Source organism: Salinicola lusitanus, from assembly GCF_038648475.1.
In the GTDB taxonomy this organism is placed as follows: Bacteria; Pseudomonadota; Gammaproteobacteria; order Pseudomonadales; family Halomonadaceae; genus Salinicola; species Salinicola lusitanus.
The window spans coordinates 167,819-188,567 of the sequence record NZ_CP151919.1 but is presented as its reverse complement, the minus strand read 5'-3'; the positions used below and the strand labels follow the sequence as shown (position 1 = coordinate 188,567).

Sequence of the window (20,749 nt, the reverse complement as noted above, 5' to 3'; positions counted from 1 at the left end):
GACCCACGGACGATGGCAGTTTGAGGTCAGCGCAGGGGGCAAGCTCAGCGGTGGATCGCACGCAGCACCTCGTCGAGGGCGGTCTCGCCCGCCGCCAGCCGCGCCAGCGCCGCCTGCGCCAGACTCTGGGCGCCGGCCTGGCCGAAGGCGTACTCGGCCAGCGCCGCCTCGGGGGCGCGCTCATGGATCAGGCCGGCCAGCCGGGCGTCGATGGGGATGAACTCGTAAAGCCCCAGACGGCCGCGGTAGCCGCTGTGGTCGCAGTGGTCGCAGCCCTGGGGTTCGGCCAGGCGCGACAGCGTCTCGATGCCGGGCAGCCACTGGACGTCATCGGCCCGGCGCGGGCGCCACTCGCAGCACGCCGGGCACAGCCGACGCACCAGGCGCTGCGCCATCACTCCCTTGAGGCTGGTCGCCAGCAGAAACGGCTCGATGCCCATGTCGCGCAGGCGCGCGATCGCTCCCAGCGCACTGTTGGTGTGCAGGGTCGAGAGCACCAGGTGGCCGGTGAGGCTCGACTGCACCGCGGTGGCGGCGGTCTCCAGATCGCGGATCTCGCCGATCATGATCACATCCGGGTCCTGGCGCAGGATGGCGCGCAGACCGCGGGCGAAGGTCAGCCCGGCATGGGGGTTGACCGGGGTCTGGCCGATACCGGGGATGGCGTACTCCACCGGGTCCTCGACGGTGAGAATGTTGCGGCTGCGGTCGTTGAGCGCATTGAGGCTGGCGTAGAGGGTGGTGGTCTTGCCCGAGCCGGTGGGCCCGGTGTTGAGCAGGATGCCGTTGGGCTGCTCGAGTACCCGGCGGTAGCGCTCGAGCACGGCCGGCGGCATGCCCAGGCGGTCGAGGTCGAGCAGCGCGGCGTGCTTGTCGAGCAGACGCATCACCACCCGCTCGCCGTGGATGCCGGGCAGGGTAGAGACGCGGATATCGACGTCGCGGCCGGCGGCGCGCACGGTGATGCGGCCATCCTGGGGCTGGCGCTTCTCGGCGATGTCGAGCCGCGCCATCACCTTGATCCGCGAAATCAGCACCGGCGCCAGCACCCGTGGCGGACGCAGCGCCTCGCGCATGGCGCCATCCACCCGCAGCCGGATCACCAGCTCGCGCTCGAACGGCTCGACGTGGATGTCCGAGGCGGCCAGGCGCAGGGCTTCGGAGAAGACGCCGTTGATCAGCCGGATCACCGGCGCCTCGTTCTCGCTCTCGAGCAGATCCTCGGCGCGTGGCAGCTCCTGCATCAGGCTGTCGAGGTCGACGTGCTCGGCCAGGCCCTCCAGCAGCGCTGCGTTGTCGGCGCGCTCACCATCGTGCAGCGCGGCCAGACGGGCCTCGAAGGTGTCGCCGTCGAGCCACTCGCAGCCCTCGGCGCGGCCCAGGCGGCGCTGAATATCCTGCAGCACCTCGAGCTGCAGCGGCGAGGTGGTGTCACGGCACAGCAGGCGGTAGCCGTGGGCGCCCGGGGCCAGCGCCACCCCGGCACGCTTGGCCAGCCGATAGGGCAGCGGTGCGACGCTATCGTCGTTGGCGGAGAGGCTCGGTGTCGCGGTCATGGCGCCAGGCTCCCCAGGCGGCTGCGCTGATCGGGGAACAGTGCGCTCCAGCGCGGCTGCCCCGGCGCGCTCGGCGCCGCGCCACTCATTCTCGCACCTTCCATTCCCGCACCCTCCATTCCCGCGGCAGCCGAAGACATGCCGCCGACGGCCGTGTTCGCCGCCGTCCAGGGCGCCAGCGCCTGGTCATCGTCGAATCCGGCGAGCAGCTGCTGGGCGCGCATGTAGCGGTACTTTTCAGCCGTGGCACTGTCCATGTGGGCGGCATCACGCAGCACCCGGGCGCGGATGAACACCATCAGGTTGCGCTTTTCGCGATCGTCGCGGTTGTACTGGAACAGCTTGCCGAGCAGCGGAATATCGCCCAGCAGCGGCACCCGCGCCGAACTCGAGTTACCGGCGTTGCTGATCAGCCCGCCGAGCACCACGATGCCGCCGTCGCGGGTGATCACCGAGGTCTCGATCTCGCGCTTGTTGGTGACCACGTCGGAGGCCTGGACGTTGGGGTCGATCGACGATACCTCCTGGACGATGTCCATGCGGATGGTGTTGTCGGAGCTGATCGAGGGGCGGATGCGCAGGCTGACCCCGATATCCTCGCGCTGGATGATCTGGTAGGGGTTCTCGTTGAAGGTGGTGGAGCCGGTGACGAAAGGGACCTCCTGGCCCACCAGGATATAGGCCTGGGCGTTGTCGAGGGTGGTCAGCGAGGGGGTCGACAGCAGGTTGGTCTCGCTGTCGCTCTGCAGCGCACCGAGCAGGGCGGCGAAGCTCACCCCGCTGTCGCTGATCCGGCCGACCCCGGCGCTGGCCCCGGTGATGCTGCCGAGCAGCCGCGCCAGCTGACTGGTGTCGTTGCGCGCGGCGGCGCCGGCGATGGCATTGATCCCCGGCTGGCCGTCGGCGGCGTAGTTGAAACCGCCCACCGGCACGGTGCCGCTGCCGGAGAGATCGCCGAACAGCCACTGCACGCCGAGGCGCTTGGCGCGGGACTCGGTGATCTCGGCGATGATCGCCTCCACCGCCACCTGGGCGCGGCGGATATCGAGCTGCTTGATGATGCTGGCGTAGGCGTCGAGCCGCGCCGGCGGGCCGATCAGTACCAGGGCGTTGGTCGAGGGGTGGACGGCGAAGCCGACCGCGTCGTCGCCGGCGCCGAGGGTACCGGCGACGGCGGCGTTGCGGCTGGTGGCATCCGGCAGCGCGGGCAGCCCGCTGCCGCCGGTGTCACCCATGGCGCCGAGGCGGCCGCCCTGCAGTGCGCTATCACCACCGCTGGCGCGCTGCAGCAGCTGCTGCACCTGGTTTCTGGCGTCGGTACCCCCCGCGCTCTGGGGGCGGTCGCCGGTCAGCCCGCCGAGGACCGCGACCACCGACTCGGCGCTGACGTTGTCGAGATAGATCACCCGGGTGTTGCGCTGCTGGGCCTGGGCCTGGGGCGCGTCCAGCGAGGCGACGAGCTGGCGCACCCGGGCCATCCCGGCGGGGTCGCCGTAGGCCACCAGGGCGTTGGCACGCGGGTTGGCCACCACCTTCACCTGGCCGCCGCCCTCGCGTTGCATCAGCGAGTCCAGGGTGCCGGCGAGCTCATCGGCGGAGGCGTGCGCCAGCGGTAGTACCGCGGCCTGGAGATCGCGCTGGCGGTCGAGACGCTGGGCCAGTTGGGTCAGTCGCTGGAGATTGTCACGCCAGTCGGTGACCACCACCAGATGGCTCTCCGGCCATGGCGTGACCGTGCCCACCTGGCTGTCGACCAGCGGCTGCAGCACGTTGGCCAGGGTGGCGGCGTCCAGGTTGCGTGTGGCGATCACGCCGGTGGCGACGCTGGCACCCTGGGCGGCGTCGCCCAGCGGGAGCGGTTGAGTGCGCGAGGCCTGGGCCGGCACGATGCGCACCTGGCCGTCGGCGAGCGGCACCGTGGCGTAGCCGTTGATCTGCAGCTCGCTCTGGAACAGGCGGTAGAGCTCGTCGGCGCTCAACTGCCGCTGGCTGGTCAATGAGATGGTGCCCTGGACCCGCGGGTCGACGAGGAACTCATGGCCGGTGATCCGCCCCACGCTGTCGATGAATTCGCGCAGGCTGGTCTGCTGGAAGTCGACGTCATAGCGCGGGGTGGCATCCGTGGCGGCACCGGCCGTTTTGCCCGTGGGCGTCTGGGGCTGTGACTGGGCCAGGGCCGGGGTCGCCAGCAGCAGCGCTGGTAGCAGGGCCAGCAGCAGCGTGAGCGCCGATCGAGATGGCAGGGAGCTCATGGGGATGACTCCGAAAGCGTGGATGAAGAAGCGGTGGCGGCGGTGGTCGGAGCGGCGGGCGAGATGCCCCCGCTCGGCGCGGCGGTCGGTTCGGGCCAGGGCAGCCGCTCCAGCCGCCCGGCGCGGGACAGCACCACACCCTCGTCGTCGATGCGTGCCAGGGTGATGTTGGCGGCGATGCGGTCGCCCGGCATCAGCGCGCGCTGGCCGTCGGGCGTCGCCAGCACCACCAGCGAGTTCGCGTCACTTTCGCTCAGTGCCCGGCCGACCACGTGGTAGGGCAGGTCGGTGAGCGGAATGCGCCGGTCCGCCTCGGCGGCCTGCTGCTGCCAGGCTGTGGGTACCGGCGGCAGCGCGGCGGGGTCGAGGGTGACCGTCGTCGGCGCCAAGACGGGGGCGGCCGGCGCCAGCAGCCGCGCCGTGCCGGTCAGCGCCTGGGCCGCCAGCCACGCCAGTAGACACAGCGCCAGCCACTGTGCCGGGGCGCTCAGCCAGGCCGGGAGGGTCATGTGCTCAGACGCGCCTGCGGATGCCAACCGGGATGCCCGTCGACGTAGCGCGCCTCGAGGCTCGGCGGGGTGGGGGCCGGCGGCGTGCCGCCGTGGTCGCCGAGATAGCGCTCCAGGCGCTGCCACAGCGGTTCGCCGCCGGCCCGGGGGCGGGCGCTGAAGCTGCGCCAGGTGAGCCCTTCGGGCAGCGCGTCGAGATGGGCGCGCGCGCCGGTGGCGGCACCGTAGTCGAGCGTCCAGTGGGTCGCCGAGAGACGCGGCAGGTCGCGGCTGTCATTGAGGATCAGCGGCGTACCCAGGCTGTTGTCCAGCGCGCGCTCGAGCAGGCGCGCCAGCGCTTCGGCGTGCGGTGCCAGCTCGACGACCCGGGCCGGATGGCCGCCGCTCAGGCGCCACAGGTGGTCGCGGGTGATCGTCTCGCCAGGGGCCAGCAGGGTGTCATGGCGCAGCCCCGGCAGCAGCGCGCGGGTGGTGTCGCTATCCCCGGTGAGGGCGGCGGCGATCAGGCCATCCCAGGTGCCACCGACGCTGTCGCGGCGCCACAGCCAGTCGGGGGCGCTGCCCAGCGGGCGGTCGAGCCAGCCGGCGTAGGGTGCGCGCAGGGCATCGAAGCGCGCCTGGTGATCGGCGGCCGCAGCGTCCGCGGCGATGTCGTTGCGCTGGAACTCGGCGTGGATCTGCCAGCCGTCGCGTGTGCTGCGGCAGCTGAGATGAAAGAAGCCGCTGGCGTGGCTGCCGGGGAGACACAGCGGTACCGGGGCGCCGTGGGCATTGTCGACTGCGATCAGACGGGGCCAGAAATCCTGGCCACGGGCGGCCAGCACCAGATCGACCTGTGGCAGCCGCGCCGCCAGCCAGCGCGCGGTGGCGCTGCCGGTATCGGCCAGCAGAACCACCAGCTCGGCCTCCGCGGCGGCCTTGGCCACGCTCTCGGCCAGGGTCTGGTACCACTGATCGAGGGAGCGGGTCTCGTCCAGGGCGTTGGGGTCGCTGGCGCCGACCACCGCCACCTGGACGCCATCGCGTTCGAAGCGGGTCGCCACGCTGACGCCGGCGGGTGGCGCGGCCAGATTGCCCAGCACCGGGCGTGCGTAGTCGCGGTAGAGCGCTGAGGCACGCTGTGGCCACAGCGTGCGCTCGTCGCTGCTGACCCGGGCGTCGCTGGCCAGCAGGCGGCTGGCGGCGACGCCGGCACTACCGTTGGCGAGATGGCCCAGGCCGCTGCCACTCCAGCACTGGCCGTTCTCCAGTGTCAGGGTGCGTTCGGTACCGAGTTCCCGGCGCAGCCGGTCGAGCTGCGCGGCCAGACCGCCATAGCCTGCGGTGTGGCGCCGGGCGGCGCTGCGCGGCGTATAGAGTGCGGCCCACTCGGCGGCAGCGCTGCCCGCCAGCGTGGTCACGCCGGCCGCCGTGGCCCAGGGGGCGGCGCCGAGCAGCTCGGCCGGGCCGAGATAGGTGGCGGGGGCGACGATCCGCGTGGGGCCGAGGCACTCCAGGGTATCGGCCAGATAGAAGATCTCGACCTGGCGCCCTGGGGTCGGTGCGCGCGCGCTGGCTGTCAGCGGCGCGGCGCAGCCGCTCATTCCGGCACTCAGGCCAGCGCCTAGTCCGGCGCCCAGCAGGGTGCCGACCAGGCGGCGGCGAGTGGGGTCGCAGCCCCGGCCGGTGGCGGCCTGGGGGGCGGTGGAAAGGGGGTCAGTCATGAGGCTCCCGCGAATGATCCAACGCGGCGTACGGTCTTCGCCGCCGCCGGACTCGGCATCCTAATGACTGGGGGATGACGGTTTTATGACGGCGCGACCGCTGTGGCGCTGCCGTCAGGTCGTCATGGTGTTGTCACTTTGCTGCTCTAAGTTGCCTCCGGGTAACGCATTCCGGTGGCCGCACGCGCTGGATCGCCAAGTGGCCGGCGGCGCGCATCGCCGGTCCGGGTGCCGTGGATTAGCAGACCGTCATTAGTGAATTACGCCAAAGAGAGGGGACACCCCATGAGCAAGGAAATCGAGGATCATCGCGTTCTCAACCAGAGCGTCAACGAGCCGTTCTCGTCGGTACTGTCGCGCCGCATCTCGCGTCGCGGCATCATGCAGGGTGGCGCCGGGCTTGCCGCCATGGGCCTGCTTGGCGGCTTCGGTTTGGCCGGCTGCAGCAGCGGCGACAGCAACGATAACGGCGGCGTCGGCGGCGGCTCGCCGGAAGTCACCCCGCTGGCGCTGGCATTCGCTTCGATTCGCGGCTCGCGCACCGATGCGGTTGTGGTGCCGGAAGGCTATGTCGCCCAGGTGCTGATCCCCTGGGGCACCCCGCTCGACAACAGTGTCGGCGCCTGGTCCGCGGACCGCCGCGTCACGCCCGAGTACCAGGCGGCCAGCGTGGGCATGAACCACGACGGCATGCACAACTTCGCGCTGAGCGAAGAGAGCGCCTCGCGCGAGTTCATCATGGCGCTCAACAACGAGTACATCGACCAGAGCGCGCTGTGGGCGCCGCAGGGCGGCCCGACCAACGCCAAAGAGGGCGCACGTCCGGCCGACGAGGCGCGCACCGAGATCAACGCCCACGGCGTGACCCTGGTCAAGCTGGCGCTCGGCAGCGATGGCCAGTGGCGCGAAGAGCGCGGATCGCGCTACAACCGCCGCCTCACCTCGGCCACGCCGATCGAACTCGCCGGCCCGGTGCGCGGTAGCGACTACGTGGTGACCGCCTACTCCACCAACGGGACGCGCACCCGCGGCACCAACAACAACTGCGCCAACGGCTTCACCCCCTGGGGCACCTACCTCACCTGCGAGGAGAACTGGCCCAATGTCTTCACCAAGGCCAGCGATCGTTACCCCGATGACGATCGTCTGGGGGTGCCCACGGGCCGCAGCCGCTACGGCTGGGAGACCGCCCAGGGAGGCAGCAACGGCGAGTTCGCGCGCTTCGACGCCACGCCGAGCGCGGCTTCTGCCTCCGGCGACTACCGTAACGAACCGCGCACCTTCGGCTATGTGGTGGAGATCGACCCCTATGGCAACACCGCCAGCGTGAGCACCGAGACCGCCGCGCTCAAGCGCACTCATATCGGCCGCTTCCGCCACGAAGGGTGCTGGCCGGGCAAGGTGATCGAAGGCGAGCCGGTGGTGTTCTACACCGGCCACGACTCGCGCAACGAGTACATCTACAAGTTCGTCTCCAAGGCCAAGTGGGACCCTCAGGACGCCAACCGCCCCGGTCAGGACTACGACCGTCTGGCGATCGGCGCCAAGTACCTTGACGAGGGCACCCTCTACGTGGCGCGTTTCAACGCCGATGGCAGCGGCGATTGGCTGCCGCTGACGCCGGATGCCACCACCCGTGACGGCCGCCCGCTGTGGCAGGCGCTCAATCTTGCCAACGAGCGTGACCTCGCCGGTGTGCTCATCAACACCTGTGACGCCGCCGACTTCATGGGGGCGACGCCGATGGACCGCCCCGAGTGGGGCACCGTCGATCCCTCGTCGGGTGAGGTCTACATGACCTTGACCAACAACTCCAAACGTACCGCCGAGGGCACCGCCGCCACCTACACCAATGGCGGCAGCGACGTCGACGAGCTGGGCGTGGGCTATGCCACCGCTCCGGTCAACGGCCCCAACCCGCGTCCGGACAACGAGGGTGGCCAGGTCATCCGCTGGCTTGAGCCGTCCCCCGCGGGCACCCGCTTCGAGTGGGAGGTCTTCGTCTTCGGCGCCGCCGAGAGCGATGCCGACAACTACTCTGGGCTCACCGAACTCAACCAGTTCGCCAGCCCCGACGGCCTGTGGTACGACGACCGCGGCGACGGCCGCGGCATCCTGTGGATCGAGACCGACAACGGCTACGACAAGGTCACCGACTACACCAACGACCAGGTGCTGGCGGTGGTGCCGGCCAGCGTCAGCCGCGGCCCGGGGGACAAGGCGGTGATCGATGCCGCCGACCAGGCCCAGCTCAAGCGCTTCGCCGTCGGCCCCAACGGCTGTGAGGTGACCGGTATCTTCGCCACGCCGGACAAGACCTCGCTGTTCATCAACATCCAGCACCCGGGCAACTGGCCGGCCGATCCTGGTGCCAACGTGCAGGATGCGACGGTTGCCCCCTCGGGCGAGATCCGCCCGCGGGCCTCCACCGTGGTAATCCGCAAGCGTGATGGCGGGGAGGTCGGGGTGTAACCGAAAGCGGGAAGAGCGCCGCTACGCGGCTAGAAGCTGAAAGAGAAAACCGCCTCCGTCGCTTACGACGGAGGCGGTTTGGTTTAGGCTTCCTTCGAGCTTCGAGCTTCGAGCTTCGAGCTTCGAGCTTCGGGCGTCGAGCGTCGAGCTTCGAGCTTCGGGCGTCGAGCGTCGAGCTTCGAGCTCAGGCCTGGCTGGCGTAGGCGTAGAGCAGGGTCTCCTGCGCGCTGATCGGCTCGGCGTCTCCGGGAAGGCGGAGATGATACTGCCCCTCGGTGTCGAGCTCCCAGCTCTGGCAATTGTCCAGCAGGTAGGTGTCGATATCCTTGCGCACCTGCTGAGCGACCTTCTTGTCCAGTAGCGGGAAGCAGGTCTCGACGCGGTGGAACATGTTGCGCTCCATGGCATCGGCGCTGGAGCACCAGACTTCATGCTTACCGTCATTGTGGAAGTAATAGACGCGGGTATGTTCGAGGAATCGGCCGATGATCGAGCGCACCCGGATGTTGTCCGAAATGCCCGGGATGCCGGGGCGCAGACAGCACATGCCGCGGATGATCAGGTCGCAGGTCACGCCGGCCTGGGAGGCGCGGTAGAGCGCGCGGATCAACTTGGGCTCGGTGATCGCATTGCACTTGATGACGATCCTGGCCTTCTTGCCGTTCTCGGCCAGCCTGGCCTCGCGATCGATCATCTCGATCAGCGTCTTGTGAAGCGTGAAGGGGGCATGCAGCAGGGTGTTGATCTTGCGGGGCTTGCCCATGCCGGAGAGCTGCTGGAATACCTTGTGGACGTCGTCGCACAGCTCGTCGTTGGCGGTCATCAGGCTGTAATCGGTATAGAGCTTGGCGGTCTTGGCGTGATAGTTGCCCGTGCCGAGGTGAGCGTAGTGGCGCAGCTCGCCCTTTTCGCGCCGGACGATATGCATCATCTTGGCGTGGGTCTTGTAGGCCATCACCCCGTAGATGACGATGGCGCCCGCTTCCTGCAGTCGGGAGGCCAGCGCCAGGTTGTCGGCCTCGTCGAAGCGCGCCCGCAATTCGATCACCACGGTCACTTCCTTGCCGCCGCGGGCCGCCTCCACCAGGGCGCCGACGATCGCGGAGTCGGCGCCGGTGCGATAGAGCGTCTGCTTGATCGCCATGACATCGGGATCGCGTGCTGCCTGACGCAGCAGATCCTCCACCGGCGTGAACGACTGGAACGGATGGTGCAGCAGGATGTCGCCCTGGCGAATGGCGGAGAACAGGTTCACCTCACCGCGCAATGGCTTGGGCAGGCCGGGGGTGAACGGCCGATAGCGCAGATCGGGACGCTGGACGTCGCCGAGGACCGCCATCATGCGGGTCAGGTTGACCGGGCCATTGACCCGATAGAGATCCTCCTCGCCAAGCTCGAACTGCTTGAGCAGGAAATCGATCAGGCTGTCGGGGCAGTTGTCGGCCACCTCGAGGCGGACGCCGCTGCCGTAGCGTCTGGCCAGCAGTTCACCCCGCAGGGCGGAGGCCAGGTCCGAGACCTCTTCCGGATCGACCGAGAGGTCGGCGTTGCGGGTCAGGCGGAACTGATAGCAGCCCTCCACCTCCATGCCGGGAAACACCTCGTGGGCGTGGGCGTGGATCATCGACGACAGGAACACGTAATCGGTGAAACCCGTTTCGCAAAGCGCTTCCGGCAACCGGATCAAGCGTGGCAGCGAGCGTGGCGCCGGCAGGATCGCCATGCCGCCCTCGCGGCCGAAGGCATCGGTGCCCTCGAGTTCGACGATGAAGTTGAGACTCTTGTTGACCAGCCGCGGGAAGGGGTGCGAGGGGTCCAGCCCGATCGGGCTGATCACCGGGGCGATCTCCTCCTCGAAGTAGTCGGCGACCCAGGCCGCCTGCTCGGGCGTCCACTGGGCGCGTCGCCGGAAGCGGATCTTCTGCTCCTCCAGGGCCGGCACGAGGACGTCGTTGAGAATACGGTACTGACGTTCCACCTGCTCGTGGCCGATGCGCGAGACCTCGCTCAGCACGCGGGCCGGCGTCATCCCATCGGCACCGGTCTCTTCATGAAACGAAGCCAGCTGGTGCTTGAGGCCGGCGACCCGGATCTCGAAGAACTCGTCGAGATTGGAGGAGACGATGAGCAGGAACATCAACCGGTCGAGAAGCGGATGCGAAGGGTCCAGGGACTGCTCGAGCACACGGATGTTGAACTGCAGGTGCGACAGCTCGCGGTTGAAGTAGAGCGCGGCGTCGTCGAGATCCGCCTGCGAGGAGGGCGCCTCCTTGGCATGGATCCCCTTGCGCGTGCGATTGACGCGCAAGGGCGGAGGCGTCTCTTCACCGGTGGCCGGCAAGGGTAGATCGACCGAGCTGTTGGGCGTGTCCGTCGTGCCAGAATCCGTCATCACAAGTCTCCGGTACCGGGGCCGACACGCCCGCGGCCCTCAAGGGTTGAGCAGTTGCGCGGCGCGTTTGGCGAAGTAGGTCAGAATGCCGTCGGCACCGGCGCGCTTGAAGCAGGTCAGCGACTCCAGGATCACGCTGTCGGCGTCGAGCCAGCCCTTCTCGAAGGCGGCCATGTGCATGGCGTACTCGCCGCTGACCTGGTAGGCGAAGGTGGGGACGCCGAACGACTCCTTCACTCGCTGGATGACGTCCAGATAGGGCATGCCGGGCTTGACCATCACCATGTCGGCCCCCTCCTGGATGTCCAGGGCGGTCTCGTGGAGCGCCTCGTCGGTGTTGGCCGGGTCCATCTGGTAGCTGAACTTGTCCGCGCGGCCCAGATTGCCGCTGGAGCCGATGGCGTCGCGGAACGGACCGTAGTACTTCGAGGCGTACTTGGCCGAGTAGGCCATGATCTGGGTCTCGTGGAGCCCCTCGCGCTCGAAGGTGGCGCGAATCTCGCCGATACGGCCATCCATCATGTCGGACGGTGAGATCACGTCGGCGCCGGCCTCGGCATGCGACAGCGCCTGCTTGATCAGCGCCTCGATGGTGCGATCGTTGAGCAGGTAGCCGTTCTCGTCCGGTACCCCATCCTGGCCGTGGGTGGTGTACGGATCGAGCGCCACGTCGGTGATGATGCCGAGGTCGGGAAAGCGTTCACGCAGCGCCCGGATGGCGCGCTGGATCACGCCGTCCGGGTTCCAGGCTTCGGCACCGTCGACGGTCTTCTTCTCCGGCGGTGTGAAGGGGAACAGGTCGATCGCGGGGATGCCGAGTTCGACCAGCTCCTCGGTTTCGCGCAGCAACTCGTCGATGGAAAGGCGCTCGACGCCCGGCATGGAGGAGACCGGCTCGCGGCGATTTTCGCCATCGAGCACGAAGACCGGGAGAATCAGGTCGTCGGTGGTCAATGTCGATTCTCTGGCCAGGCGGCGGGAAAAGTCGCTCTTGCGAAGACGACGCAGGCGGGTGGCCGGATACTGACGCGACAGGGAATAACGCATGAATCTCTCCACGATAGGCGGCGAAGGGGCCTCACGGCCCCTTCGCGTCACCGACGATCAAGCTATCAGTGACGAATGACAAAACGATGACATCGGGGGCTTGGCGCCCCCAGTATAACAACCGAGTCGACAGCCGGGATGGGGCATTGTCGCAATGGTGGCCACCGGACGAATCAGTCAGTGGGCTCTTCCGCGCGCCGCCGCTGGACGAGGCGGCCGAAGAGGATTCCGACCTCGAACAGCAGCCACATGGGAACGGCCAACAGGCTTTGCGAGATGATGTCCGGCGGCGTCAACAACATGCCGATGATGAAGCAGATCAGGATCACGTAGGGACGTTTCTTGCTCAAGCTCCTCACGTCGGCGATCCCGGTCCAGATGACCAGGAACGTGGCGATGGGGATCTCGAAGGCCACGCCGAAGGCGAAGAACATCTTCAACACGAAATTGAGGTAGGCGTTGATGTCCGTCATCACCGTGACGTCCTGCGGTCCGGTGTGGACGAAAAAGCTGAACAACAGCGGGAACACCACGTAATAGGCGAAGGCGGCACCGCAGTAAAATAGCAGGATACTGGAGGCGAGCAGCGGAAATGCCAGCGCCTTCTCGTGCTTGTAGAGCCCCGGCGCGATGAAGGCCCAGGCCTGATAGAGGATGAACGGGATCGCCGCGAAGATGGCGACCACCATGGTCAGCTTGAACGGGGCCAGAAACGGTGACGTGACCTCCGTCGCGATCATCCTCGAGCCGGCGGGCAGCAGCGCCACCAGCGGATCGGCCACGAAGCGGTAGATATCATTGGAGAAAGCGTAAAGGCCGACGAATACCAGTACAACGACGATCACGGCCTTCAGCAGGCGCGAGCGCAGCTCTATCAGGTGCTCGATCAGCGGGGCTTGTGACTGCTTTTCGTCTGGCGGTGGAGAAGAGGCATCGCTCATCGGGAAGCCGAATCCTTGTCCGCGGGTGAGGCGTCGTGAGGGGCGGACGAGGCATCATCCGATGCGGCGGGTGCTGACCTTTCGACGCGATGTAGCTCGTCGGCGGACGAAGCGGATGGGGCCTGGGTGTCCCGCTTCTCGCCGCTTTCGAAATGTTTCTCGACACTCCGGCGCGCCTGATTGACGTTCTCGTCCAGTTTTTTCTGCTGCTCGGCCAGCTTCTGGCGCAGTTCCTCGGCCTCTAGCTGCGAGGTGATTTCCCGCTGCATGGTCGAGACGCTGCGCTTGATCCGCCCGACCCAGAGCCCTGCCGTGCGGGCAGCCCTGGGCAGTCGCTCGGGCCCTAGCACCAGCAGCCCGACGATGCCGATCAGCAGCAGCTCGAAGAAACCGATATCGAACATGCCGGTTACTTGCGCTCGACCTTGTCGTCGGACGTCTTGTGGGTCTCGTCCGTGCGACTGTCGAATGTGCTGTCCTGGGACGTATGAGTCGAATCCTGGGAGTGATCGATGCTGTGCTGCGTATTGCTCCCTTTCTTCTCCTCCTCGTCTTCACCGACGGCTTTCTTGAAGCCCTTGACGGCGCCGCCGAGATCGCTACCGACATTGCGCAACTTCTTGGTGCCGAAGATCAGGATGATGATCCCGAGGACGATCAACAACTGCCAGATACTGATCCCACCCAGCATAACTTTCTCCTTACTGATGCGCGTTGACGCGATGATGATTCATGAGTTTCATCGGCGAGAGGCCTTCTCGTCCAGTCCGGAAACGCCGAAGCGCCTGGCCAGTTCCGATAGCACTTCCCGATGATCGATATCGAGATGCGACAGCATGACAAGGCTGTGGAACCACAGGTCCGCCACTTCGCCGACCAGCTCCTGGCGACTCCGTGCATCATCTACCTGGACATCCTTGGCGGCAAGAAGCGTTTCGGTGGCTTCCTCGCCGACCTTCTCCAGAATCTTGTTGAGGCCACGGTGATGGAGCTGGGCGACGTAAGAGCTATCCGGATCCGCATGGCGGCGAGCTTCCAGAACCGTTGCCAATTGTTCGAGAGTATCACTCATGAAATGACATTCCTGCGTATAGGGCTACATTGGCTTCGAGCTTCGAGCTTCGAGCTTCGAGCTTCGAGCTTCGAGCTTCGAGCTTCGAGCTTCGAGTCATTATCCTGCGCTCAGCGCCAGATCAGCAGCAACACCCCCAGTCCGGCCGCCACCAGGACCGGCCAGGGTTGCTGTTCCGCCCAGCCCAGCATCGGCTGCCAGGCCAGGGCCACCGCCAGCAGGATGGCCCCCAGGCGGAGACGCCTGGCACGCGGCGCCGCCCGCTGGAAACGCGCTTCCAGCCCCGACAGCGCCTCCGTCTGCTGGCGATAGAGCCGGCGCTGCTGCTCGCGATCGGAGAGCGCCTGGTGGGCGAGCACCGGCAGCTCGGGAATCTGGTGCGCCAGTTCCGGCGCGTGCTTCTGAAGCGTCTTCCAGAACCCCTTGGGGCCGGCGCGCTCGCGCATCCAGCGCTCGAGATAGGGCTTGGCGGTGCTCCACAGGTCCAGGTCGGGGTAGAGCTGGCGGCCCAGGCCCTCGATGTTGAGCAGGGTCTTCTGCAGCAGCACCAGCTGTGGCTGGACCTCCATGTTGAATCGCCGCGCGGTCTGGAACAGGCCCAGCAGCACCTGGCCGAAGGAGATGTCCTTGAGCGGTTTCTCCAGGATCGGCTCGCACACCGCGCGGATCGCCGACGCGAATTCGTTGGCCCGGGTGCCTTCTCCGACCCAGCCGGATTCGATGTGCAGGACCGCGACCTCATAATAGTCCTGGCGGAAGAAGGCGAGCAGATTGCGTGCCAGGTAGTCCTGATCCTCGCGGGTCAGGCTGCCGACGATGCCGCAGTCGATGGCGATGTAGCGCGGTTCGGTGGGGTTTTCCCGCGACACGAAGATGTTGCCGGGGTGCATGTCGGCGTGGAAGAAGTTGTCGCGGAACACCTGGGTGAAGAAGATCTCGACGCCGCGCTCGGCCAGTTTCTTGAGGTCGGTGCCCTGCGCGCGCAGGGCCTCGATATCCGCGACCGGGATGCCGGTGATGCGCTCCTGGACCATGACCTGGCGATGAGTCAGCGACCAGTGGATGGCCGGGACGTAGAGCAGCGGCGACCCCTGGAAGTTGCGCTTGAGCTGGGAGGTGTTGGCGGCCTCCTTGTTGAGGTCGAGCTCGTCGAACAGGGTCGCTTCGTAATCTTGAACCACCTCCACCGGCCTCAGCCGGCGCGCCTCGGGAATCCGCCGCATCAGCCGCGCGAAGGTGTAAAGCAGCCCGATATCCTCGCGCATGATGCGATCGATGCCGGGGCGGATGATCTTGACCACGACCTGCTCGCCGCTATGCAGTTCGGCCGCGTGGACCTGGGCGATGGAGGCCGAGGCCATCGGTTCGGTCTCGAACGCGGCGAAAGCCTCCTCGACGGTCTTGCCGAGCTCGACCTCGACCATGGCGCGGGCGGTCTCCCCAGGGAAGGGCGGAACCTGATCCTGTAGGCGTTTCAACTCGTCGGCGATATCCGGTGGCAGCAGATCGCGGCGGGTCGACAGCATCTGGCCGAACTTGACGAAGATCGGCCCCAGCGACTCCAGCGCCAGCCGCAGCCGCTTGCCGCGCGAGTGATCGCCGATCGGAATCAGCCGGACCGGGGCAAACCGCCACAGCCAGCGCAGAACCGGCGGGAGTCTGTCCTGGGGAACCAGGCTGTCGAGGCGATAACGGGAGACGGTCCAGGCGATACGAAATAACCGCAGACTCATGAATGCGACTCCCGACGGCGTTGCAACCTGGCCACTCTGGCCCCGACACGGTCGACGGCTTGCTGGAGTTCGGTGAGGTGATCGCGCGCGACGGCGAGCTGGTCGCGACCTGCCAGCCAGCGTCGTTCCTCGAAAAGATAGTCGCGGAGGTCCTGGCGCCATTCGGTGACCAGGTAGCGCGCCTGACGATCGAGGTGGCGGATGCCATTGGCGACGCCATGGGCGGTACCGTTGCCCATGAGCCCTGACAGGGCGCCTTCCCAGTCGATATCGAGGTCCATGAACAGGGTCTGTATCGGCGACAGCAACCCGGTCTGGCCGATCGCCGGGAGCTGGCCGCTGAACAGCAGGCGCTCCGGCGAGTCGCCCGCCATCAACCGGGTCACCACTTGCCGGTCCACGGTGATTTCCAGGTCGTCCTCGTCATGCCAGTCGTGCACTCGCCCCAGCGTGATGCCATCGACATGGAAGCCCACGCGCAGCCCCAGCCGCGCCTCGGCGAACGTCAACCGCAGGGTGTGTCCGGCCAGGTCGGCCAGCCTGGCTGGGGACGCCGGGTCGCGCCGCAATAGCGTGTTCAACGAGCGCTCCAGGGCGACCAGGGCGAAAGTCTCCACCATCTCGCCGGCCCTCAGAGCTTGATGCCGCGGTGCAGCGCGACGATGCCGCCGGTCATGTTGGTGTACTCGACCCGTTCGAGCCCGGCGGCCTGCATCATGCCCTTGAGCGTCTCCTGGTCCGGATGCATGCGGATCGACTCCGCCAGATAGCGGTAGCTGTCGGCGTCATTGGCGACCAGACGCCCCATCTGCGGGAGCAGACGGAAAGAGTACTGGTCGTAGGCTTTCGACAGCAGGCCGTTGACGGGTTTGGAGAACTCCAGCACCAGCAGGCGTCCACCGGGCTTGAGCACGCGGGTCATCGAGCGCAGCGCCGCGTCCTTGTCGGTGACGTTGCGCAGGCCGAAGGCGATGGTGATGCAGTGAAAGCTGTTGTCCGGAAACGGCAGGCTCTCGGCATTGGCCTGAACGTATTTGACGTTGTCGCCAATGCCGTGGTCGATCAGCTTGTCACGCCCGACGCGCAGCATGGATTCGTTGATATCGGCCAGGATGACGCGACCGCTTGGGCCGACGCGTTTCGCGAACTGGCGGGTCAGGTCACCGGTGCCACCGGCGATGTCGAGCACGCTATGGCCCTGGCGAACGCCGCTGCGCTCGAGTGTCAGCTGTTTCCAGAGGCGATGAATGCCGAATGACATCAGGTCGTTCATGACATCGTAGCGCGCGGCCACCGAGTGAAAGACGTCGGCCACGCGGGCGGCCTTCTCGTCGACCGCTACCTTTTCATAGCCGAAGTCGGTCGTGCGCTTGTCCATGTGCTTTTCTCCGAGATGACGCGGGCGGCGAAACTGACGCCGTTGGGGCGGCGGCATCGCTGTCTGGGCGATGTGCTGCCGAGCGGCTCGAGCCGTGTGACCGACGTGCTCGAGCCGAGGCCAGTCGATGTGAATCGACCGAGTCCGCATTGTAGCGTCTGGTCGTAAACTTGTCTGCGCGCATCGCGGCTGGCAGGTGTTGGGAGCGGGCGTGCCGACGGCCCTCGTCCGGTATCCGGCCGGGTTCAGACCTGATGAATCTGGATCACGCCGGGGTCCCGGGAGGCACCGGCACGCTCGAGCCGGCTCAGGTAGTTCTCCCACCACGCCTGCTGGTGGGTCGCCATCTCGTGGAGATACTCCCAGGTGTAGAGCCCGGTATCGTGGCCATCGTCGAAATGCAGCTTGAGGGCGTAGCGACCGGCCTGGGAGATATCCAGCAGGCCGACGTGGCGCTTGCCGGTCTGCAACACGGCTTCGCTGGGATGATGGCCCTGGACTTCCGCCGATGGCGAGTAGACCCGTAGCAGCTCGATCGGCAGGCGATGGCTCTCGCCATCGGGATAACCCAGTTCGAGCTCCCGGTCACGCTTGTGGTAATGGACGCGATTGGGGATGGGGGCGGGCATGGCAGACTCCTGACTTCGAGCTTCGAGCTTCGAGCTTCGAGCTTCGAGCTTCGAGCTTCGAGCTTCGAGCTTCGAGCTTCGAGCTTCGAGCGCCACTTGCGTTGGCAGCAAGTGGCGATCATCGTTGGCTCGCGGCTCGTGACTTAAAGGATATACCGCGACAGGTCTTCGTCCACCGCCAGTTCGCCCAGCTTGTCGTTGACATAGTCGGCATCGACGACGAGAGGACTGGCGAAATCGCCGCCCTGGAACGAGGCTTCCTCGAGCAGCCGCTCCATCACCGTGTGCAGGCGACGGGCGCCGATGTTCTCGGTGCCGTCGTTGACCTGCCAGGCGATCTCGGCGATGCGCGAAATGCCATCCTCGGTGAACTGGACATCCAGGCCCTCGGTGTCGAGCAGTGCCCGATACTGCTTGGTCAGTGCCGCCGAGGGTTCGGTCAGGATCCGCTTGAAGTCGTCCGGGGTCAGCGCCGTCAGCTCGACCCGGATCGGCAGGCGACCCTGCAGTTCCGGAATCAGGTCCGAGGGCTTGGAGAGGTGGAAGGCACCGGAGGCGATGAACAGGATGTGGTCGGTACGCACCATGCCGTGCTTGGTGGAGACGGTGGAGCCTTCGATCAGCGGCAGCAGGTCTCGCTGCACGCCCTCGCGGGAGACATCGCCGCCGCTGCCGGACTCGCCGCGCTTGGCGACCTTGTCGATCTCGTCGATGAACACGATGCCGTTCTGCTCGACGGCTTCCAGCGCACGCTGCTTGATCTCCTCCTCGTTGACCAGCTTGGCGGCTTCCTCGTCCTGCAGTAGTTTCCAGGCATCCTTAACCGGCACGCGGCGGGTCTCGGTCTTCTGCTTGCCCATGTTGGCGAACAGGCTCTGGAGCTGGTTGGTCATCTCCTCCATGCCCGGCGGGGTCATGATATCCACGCCCTGGCTGGCCGGCGTCACCTCGATGTCGATCTCCTTGTCATCGAGCTGGCCTTCACGCAATTTCTTGCGGAAGACCTGACGCGTGGAGGAGTCGTCGCGGCCGGCGTCGTATTCGCTGCCCCGCGGGCGCGGCAGCAGGGCATCGAGGATGCGATCCTCGGCGGCGTCCTGGGCCTTGTGGCGCACTTCCACCTTGGCCTGCTCGCGGACCATCTTGATCGCCATCTCCATCAGGTCGCGAATGATCGACTCGACATCGCGGCCGACGTAGCCGACCTCGGTGAACTTGGTCGCCTCGACCTTGAGGAAGGGCGCGCCGGCGAGTTTCGCCAGGCGGCGGGCGATCTCGGTCTTGCCCACACCGGTGGGTCCGATCATCAGGATGTTCTTGGGCACGATCTCGCCACGCATGTGTTCATCGAGGCGCATGCGGCGCCAGCGATTGCGCAGGGCGATGGCGACGGCGCGCTTGGCGTCGTGCTGGCCGATGATGTACTGGTCCAGCGAATGGACGATCTCGCGCGGTGTCATCGCCGACTGGGTCAACGCAGGCTGCGCGCTGGCGCGCTCTTGGGACGGGTTCTCGGACATGGGGTTCGGCCTCGTTACAGCTCTTCGAGCGTGATCTGATGATTGGTGAAGACGCAGATGTCGGCGGCGATGTTGAGCGATTTCTCGGTGATCTCGCGGGCGCCGAGCTCGGTGTTCTCGAGCAGCGCGCGGGCCGAGGCCTGGGCGAAGTGGCCACCGGAGCCGATGGCGATGATACCGCGCTCGGGTTCGACCACGTCGCCGTTGCCGGTGATGATCAGCGATGCCGTCTTGTCGGCGACGGCGAGCATCGCCTCGAGACGACGCAGCGCGCGGTCGGTGCGCCACTCCTTGGCCAGCTCGACGGCCGCCTTGGTCAGATGGCCCTGGTACTTCTCCAACTGGGCCTCGAAGCGCTCGAACAGGGTGAAGGCGTCGGCGGTGCCGCCGGCGAAACCGGCCAGCACCTGGCCGCGATAGAGGCGACGAACCTTGCTGGCGTTGCCTTTCATCACCGTGTTGCCCAGTGACACCTGGCCATCACCGGCCAGGGCGACCTGATCGCCACGGCGCACGGATACGATTGTGGTCATGCAGTTGACTCCTGATGACGCGCCGCCGGATAGCAGAGGCGGCGCCGAAAAAAACGTGTGCGATCGCGTTCCCGGTTGACGATGCCCGTCTCGAACGAGAAACGAAGAACGCGATGCGGCATGCATCGAGAGGTGTGGGCGGAGAAGGGGGAAATCAAGCAACGGATTGCCAACGACGTGCGCCAGCGGCGGCCGGCCCAGGCGTATCGCGCCGAACGAGGGCGCGGCGCTCGTGGAATCCAGCATGAAAAACGACCGACAAGAGATGTCGGTCGTCTGGATGCAGCAGCGGTGGTACGGGGCGTCGCGCCTAGTTCTGCAGGCGCAGCAACAGCGGCTCGATGCCCTGGGTCACCATCAGATCCTGGGCCCGGGAGAGCTCGCGCTTATCCTCGTAGGGACCGACCTGGACCCGGTGCCAGAGCTGATCGCCATTGGCTCGAACGTCGGTGATCTTGGCCAGCAGGCCGAAATCCTTGAGCCGGTTGGCGAGGCGCTCGGCATCGTTGATGTCGCGGAAGGACGCCGCCTGCAGCACGTAGCGGCCACCGCTGGGTGTCGGCTGCTTGGTGGTGTTGGCCGCATTGTCGGCGGCGGCCTCCTGCGCGGCCTGGGGCGACGGTGCGGGTTCCGCGCTGTCGCTGTTGGGCGCGATGACTTCCGTCTCCGGCAGCAGCGTGTAGAACTCGAACGTCGGCGTGGCTGGCTGTTGAGGGGTGCTGCTCTGGCCGCCTGTGCCACTGCCGCCGCTCCCTTGATCGGTGGGGGCCGACGTCTGGTTGGATGTCGGCCTGGGCACGACGGCTGCCACCGGTTCCGGCGAGGAGCGATCCAGGTACTGCGAGAGAGCAAAGCCGGCGATCAGGCCGGCAATCGCCCACAGCCAGCCCGGGATGCCGCCGAGACCGCCGCCACTGTTCGAGGCGCGCGGGCGGGATTTGGTGGTCGCGCCCTTGGGGGAAGGGCGAGACGAGGACGAGCGGCTGCTCTGAGCGGGGCGGCGTGCCATGTT

The 20,749-nt window shown here is 66.9% G+C and carries 18 protein-coding genes; 1 reads left to right on the top strand and 17 read right to left on the bottom strand.

What is annotated here, in order from left to right:
* Window positions 1–44: 44 nt before the first annotated feature.
* Genes AAGT95_RS00815 through AAGT95_RS00800 form a run of 4 tightly spaced genes read right to left on the bottom strand, consistent with a single transcriptional unit; the run spans window position 45 to window position 6,020 of the window.
* The gene (locus tag AAGT95_RS00815) at window positions 45–1,556 is read right to left on the bottom strand and encodes a GspE/PulE family protein (protein WP_342595206.1); all 1,512 of its coding nucleotides are present in this window, start codon (window positions 1,554–1,556) and stop codon (window positions 45–47) included.
* Window positions 1,553–3,808 (bottom strand): type II secretion system secretin GspD, encoded by a 2,256-nt coding sequence (gene gspD, locus AAGT95_RS00810; protein ID WP_342595205.1) that lies wholly within the window; start codon window positions 3,806–3,808, stop codon window positions 1,553–1,555. The genes AAGT95_RS00815 and gspD overlap by 4 nt, the downstream gene beginning before the upstream one ends.
* A complete protein-coding gene (locus tag AAGT95_RS00805; protein ID WP_342595204.1) occupies window positions 3,805–4,317 on the bottom strand; it encodes a hypothetical protein in 513 nt (170 codons plus the stop codon). The genes gspD and AAGT95_RS00805 overlap by 4 nt, the downstream gene beginning before the upstream one ends.
* Window positions 4,314–6,020: a hypothetical protein gene (locus AAGT95_RS00800; protein WP_342595203.1), complete on the bottom strand. Its 1,707-nt coding sequence runs from the start codon at window positions 6,018–6,020 to the stop codon at window positions 4,314–4,316. Before AAGT95_RS00800 ends, AAGT95_RS00805 begins: the two co-directional genes overlap by 4 nt.
* A gap of 285 nt (window positions 6,021–6,305) precedes the next feature.
* Between AAGT95_RS00800 and AAGT95_RS00795 the strand changes: the two genes are divergently transcribed.
* Complete coding sequence (locus AAGT95_RS00795) at window positions 6,306–8,492, top strand: PhoX family protein (protein WP_342595202.1); 2,187 nt, start codon at window positions 6,306–6,308, stop codon at window positions 8,490–8,492.
* Between the two features lie 184 nt (window positions 8,493–8,676).
* Here the strand turns inward: AAGT95_RS00795 and ppk1 are convergent, their stop codons facing one another.
* The 13 genes from ppk1 to AAGT95_RS00730 form a co-directional block, all read right to left on the bottom strand.
* The gene (gene ppk1 / locus AAGT95_RS00790; protein WP_342595201.1) at window positions 8,677–10,884 is read right to left on the bottom strand and encodes a polyphosphate kinase 1; all 2,208 of its coding nucleotides are present in this window, start codon (window positions 10,882–10,884) and stop codon (window positions 8,677–8,679) included.
* A gap of 39 nt (window positions 10,885–10,923) precedes the next feature.
* Complete coding sequence (gene hemB, locus AAGT95_RS00785; RefSeq protein ID WP_110602289.1) at window positions 10,924–11,931, bottom strand: porphobilinogen synthase; 1,008 nt, start codon at window positions 11,929–11,931, stop codon at window positions 10,924–10,926.
* Window positions 11,932–12,104: 173 nt separating this feature from the next.
* Window positions 12,105–12,872, bottom strand: a complete 768-nt coding sequence (tatC, locus tag AAGT95_RS00780) for a twin-arginine translocase subunit TatC (protein WP_110602290.1) — start codon at window positions 12,870–12,872, stop codon at window positions 12,105–12,107.
* Window positions 12,869–13,276: a Sec-independent protein translocase protein TatB gene (gene tatB / locus AAGT95_RS00775; protein ID WP_342595200.1), complete on the bottom strand. Its 408-nt coding sequence runs from the start codon at window positions 13,274–13,276 to the stop codon at window positions 12,869–12,871. Before tatB ends, tatC begins: the two co-directional genes overlap by 4 nt.
* Window positions 13,277–13,281: 5 nt before the next feature.
* Complete coding sequence (gene tatA, locus AAGT95_RS00770) at window positions 13,282–13,563, bottom strand: Sec-independent protein translocase subunit TatA (protein WP_110602294.1); 282 nt, start codon at window positions 13,561–13,563, stop codon at window positions 13,282–13,284.
* Window positions 13,564–13,611: 48 nt separating this feature from the next.
* Window positions 13,612–13,944 carry a phosphoribosyl-ATP diphosphatase gene (locus AAGT95_RS00765; RefSeq protein WP_342595199.1) on the bottom strand — a complete coding sequence of 111 codons (333 nt, stop codon included), beginning with the start codon at window positions 13,942–13,944 and terminating at the stop codon, window positions 13,612–13,614.
* Between the two features lie 110 nt (window positions 13,945–14,054).
* Complete coding sequence (gene ubiB, locus AAGT95_RS00760; protein ID WP_342595198.1) at window positions 14,055–15,677, bottom strand: ubiquinone biosynthesis regulatory protein kinase UbiB; 1,623 nt, start codon at window positions 15,675–15,677, stop codon at window positions 14,055–14,057.
* Complete coding sequence (locus AAGT95_RS00755) at window positions 15,674–16,297, bottom strand: ubiquinone biosynthesis accessory factor UbiJ (protein WP_110602298.1); 624 nt, start codon at window positions 16,295–16,297, stop codon at window positions 15,674–15,676. The genes ubiB and AAGT95_RS00755 overlap by 4 nt, the downstream gene beginning before the upstream one ends.
* 11 nt (window positions 16,298–16,308) lie before the next feature.
* Window positions 16,309–17,055, bottom strand: a complete 747-nt coding sequence (gene ubiE / locus AAGT95_RS00750) for a bifunctional demethylmenaquinone methyltransferase/2-methoxy-6-polyprenyl-1,4-benzoquinol methylase UbiE (RefSeq protein WP_342595197.1) — start codon at window positions 17,053–17,055, stop codon at window positions 16,309–16,311.
* Between the two features lie 245 nt (window positions 17,056–17,300).
* Window positions 17,301–17,684, bottom strand: coding sequence for a DUF971 domain-containing protein (locus AAGT95_RS00745; protein ID WP_342595196.1), 384 nt, complete (start codon window positions 17,682–17,684; stop codon window positions 17,301–17,303).
* A 143-nt stretch (window positions 17,685–17,827) separates the two neighbouring features.
* Window positions 17,828–19,204 carry an ATP-dependent protease ATPase subunit HslU gene (hslU, locus tag AAGT95_RS00740; protein WP_342595195.1) on the bottom strand — a complete coding sequence of 459 codons (1,377 nt, stop codon included), beginning with the start codon at window positions 19,202–19,204 and terminating at the stop codon, window positions 17,828–17,830.
* Between the two features lie 14 nt (window positions 19,205–19,218).
* A complete protein-coding gene (gene hslV / locus AAGT95_RS00735; protein WP_110602302.1) occupies window positions 19,219–19,737 on the bottom strand; it encodes an ATP-dependent protease subunit HslV in 519 nt (172 codons plus the stop codon).
* Between the two features lie 310 nt (window positions 19,738–20,047).
* A complete protein-coding gene (locus AAGT95_RS00730) occupies window positions 20,048–20,746 on the bottom strand; it encodes an SPOR domain-containing protein (RefSeq protein ID WP_342595194.1) in 699 nt (232 codons plus the stop codon).
* Window positions 20,747–20,749 lie beyond the last annotated feature (3 nt).

Bases quoted from the DNA above. Each gene is read 5' to 3' on its own strand.
- AAGT95_RS00815 (WP_342595206.1), bottom strand. From the start codon at position 1,556: ATGACCGCGACACCGAGCCTCTCCGCCAACGACGATAGCGTCGCACCG.
- gspD (WP_342595205.1), bottom strand. From the start codon at position 3,808: ATGAGCTCCCTGCCATCTCGATCGGCGCTCACGCTGCTGCTGGCCCTG.
- AAGT95_RS00805 (WP_342595204.1), bottom strand. From the start codon at position 4,317: ATGACCCTCCCGGCCTGGCTGAGCGCCCCGGCACAGTGGCTGGCGCTG.
- AAGT95_RS00800 (WP_342595203.1), bottom strand. From the start codon at position 6,020: ATGACTGACCCCCTTTCCACCGCCCCCCAGGCCGCCACCGGCCGGGGC.
- AAGT95_RS00795 (WP_342595202.1), top strand. From the start codon at position 6,306: ATGAGCAAGGAAATCGAGGATCATCGCGTTCTCAACCAGAGCGTCAAC.
- ppk1 (WP_342595201.1), bottom strand. From the start codon at position 10,884: ATGACGGATTCTGGCACGACGGACACGCCCAACAGCTCGGTCGATCTA.
- hemB (WP_110602289.1), bottom strand. From the start codon at position 11,931: ATGCGTTATTCCCTGTCGCGTCAGTATCCGGCCACCCGCCTGCGTCGT.
- tatC (WP_110602290.1), bottom strand. From the start codon at position 12,872: ATGAGCGATGCCTCTTCTCCACCGCCAGACGAAAAGCAGTCACAAGCC.
- tatB (WP_342595200.1), bottom strand. From the start codon at position 13,276: ATGTTCGATATCGGTTTCTTCGAGCTGCTGCTGATCGGCATCGTCGGG.
- tatA (WP_110602294.1), bottom strand. From the start codon at position 13,563: ATGCTGGGTGGGATCAGTATCTGGCAGTTGTTGATCGTCCTCGGGATC.
- AAGT95_RS00765 (WP_342595199.1), bottom strand. From the start codon at position 13,944: ATGAGTGATACTCTCGAACAATTGGCAACGGTTCTGGAAGCTCGCCGC.
- ubiB (WP_342595198.1), bottom strand. From the start codon at position 15,677: ATGAGTCTGCGGTTATTTCGTATCGCCTGGACCGTCTCCCGTTATCGC.
- AAGT95_RS00755 (WP_110602298.1), bottom strand. From the start codon at position 16,297: ATGGTGGAGACTTTCGCCCTGGTCGCCCTGGAGCGCTCGTTGAACACG.
- ubiE (WP_342595197.1), bottom strand. From the start codon at position 17,055: ATGGACAAGCGCACGACCGACTTCGGCTATGAAAAGGTAGCGGTCGAC.
- AAGT95_RS00745 (WP_342595196.1), bottom strand. From the start codon at position 17,684: ATGCCCGCCCCCATCCCCAATCGCGTCCATTACCACAAGCGTGACCGG.
- hslU (WP_342595195.1), bottom strand. From the start codon at position 19,204: ATGTCCGAGAACCCGTCCCAAGAGCGCGCCAGCGCGCAGCCTGCGTTG.
- hslV (WP_110602302.1), bottom strand. From the start codon at position 19,737: ATGACCACAATCGTATCCGTGCGCCGTGGCGATCAGGTCGCCCTGGCC.
- AAGT95_RS00730 (WP_342595194.1), bottom strand. From the start codon at position 20,746: ATGGCACGCCGCCCCGCTCAGAGCAGCCGCTCGTCCTCGTCTCGCCCT.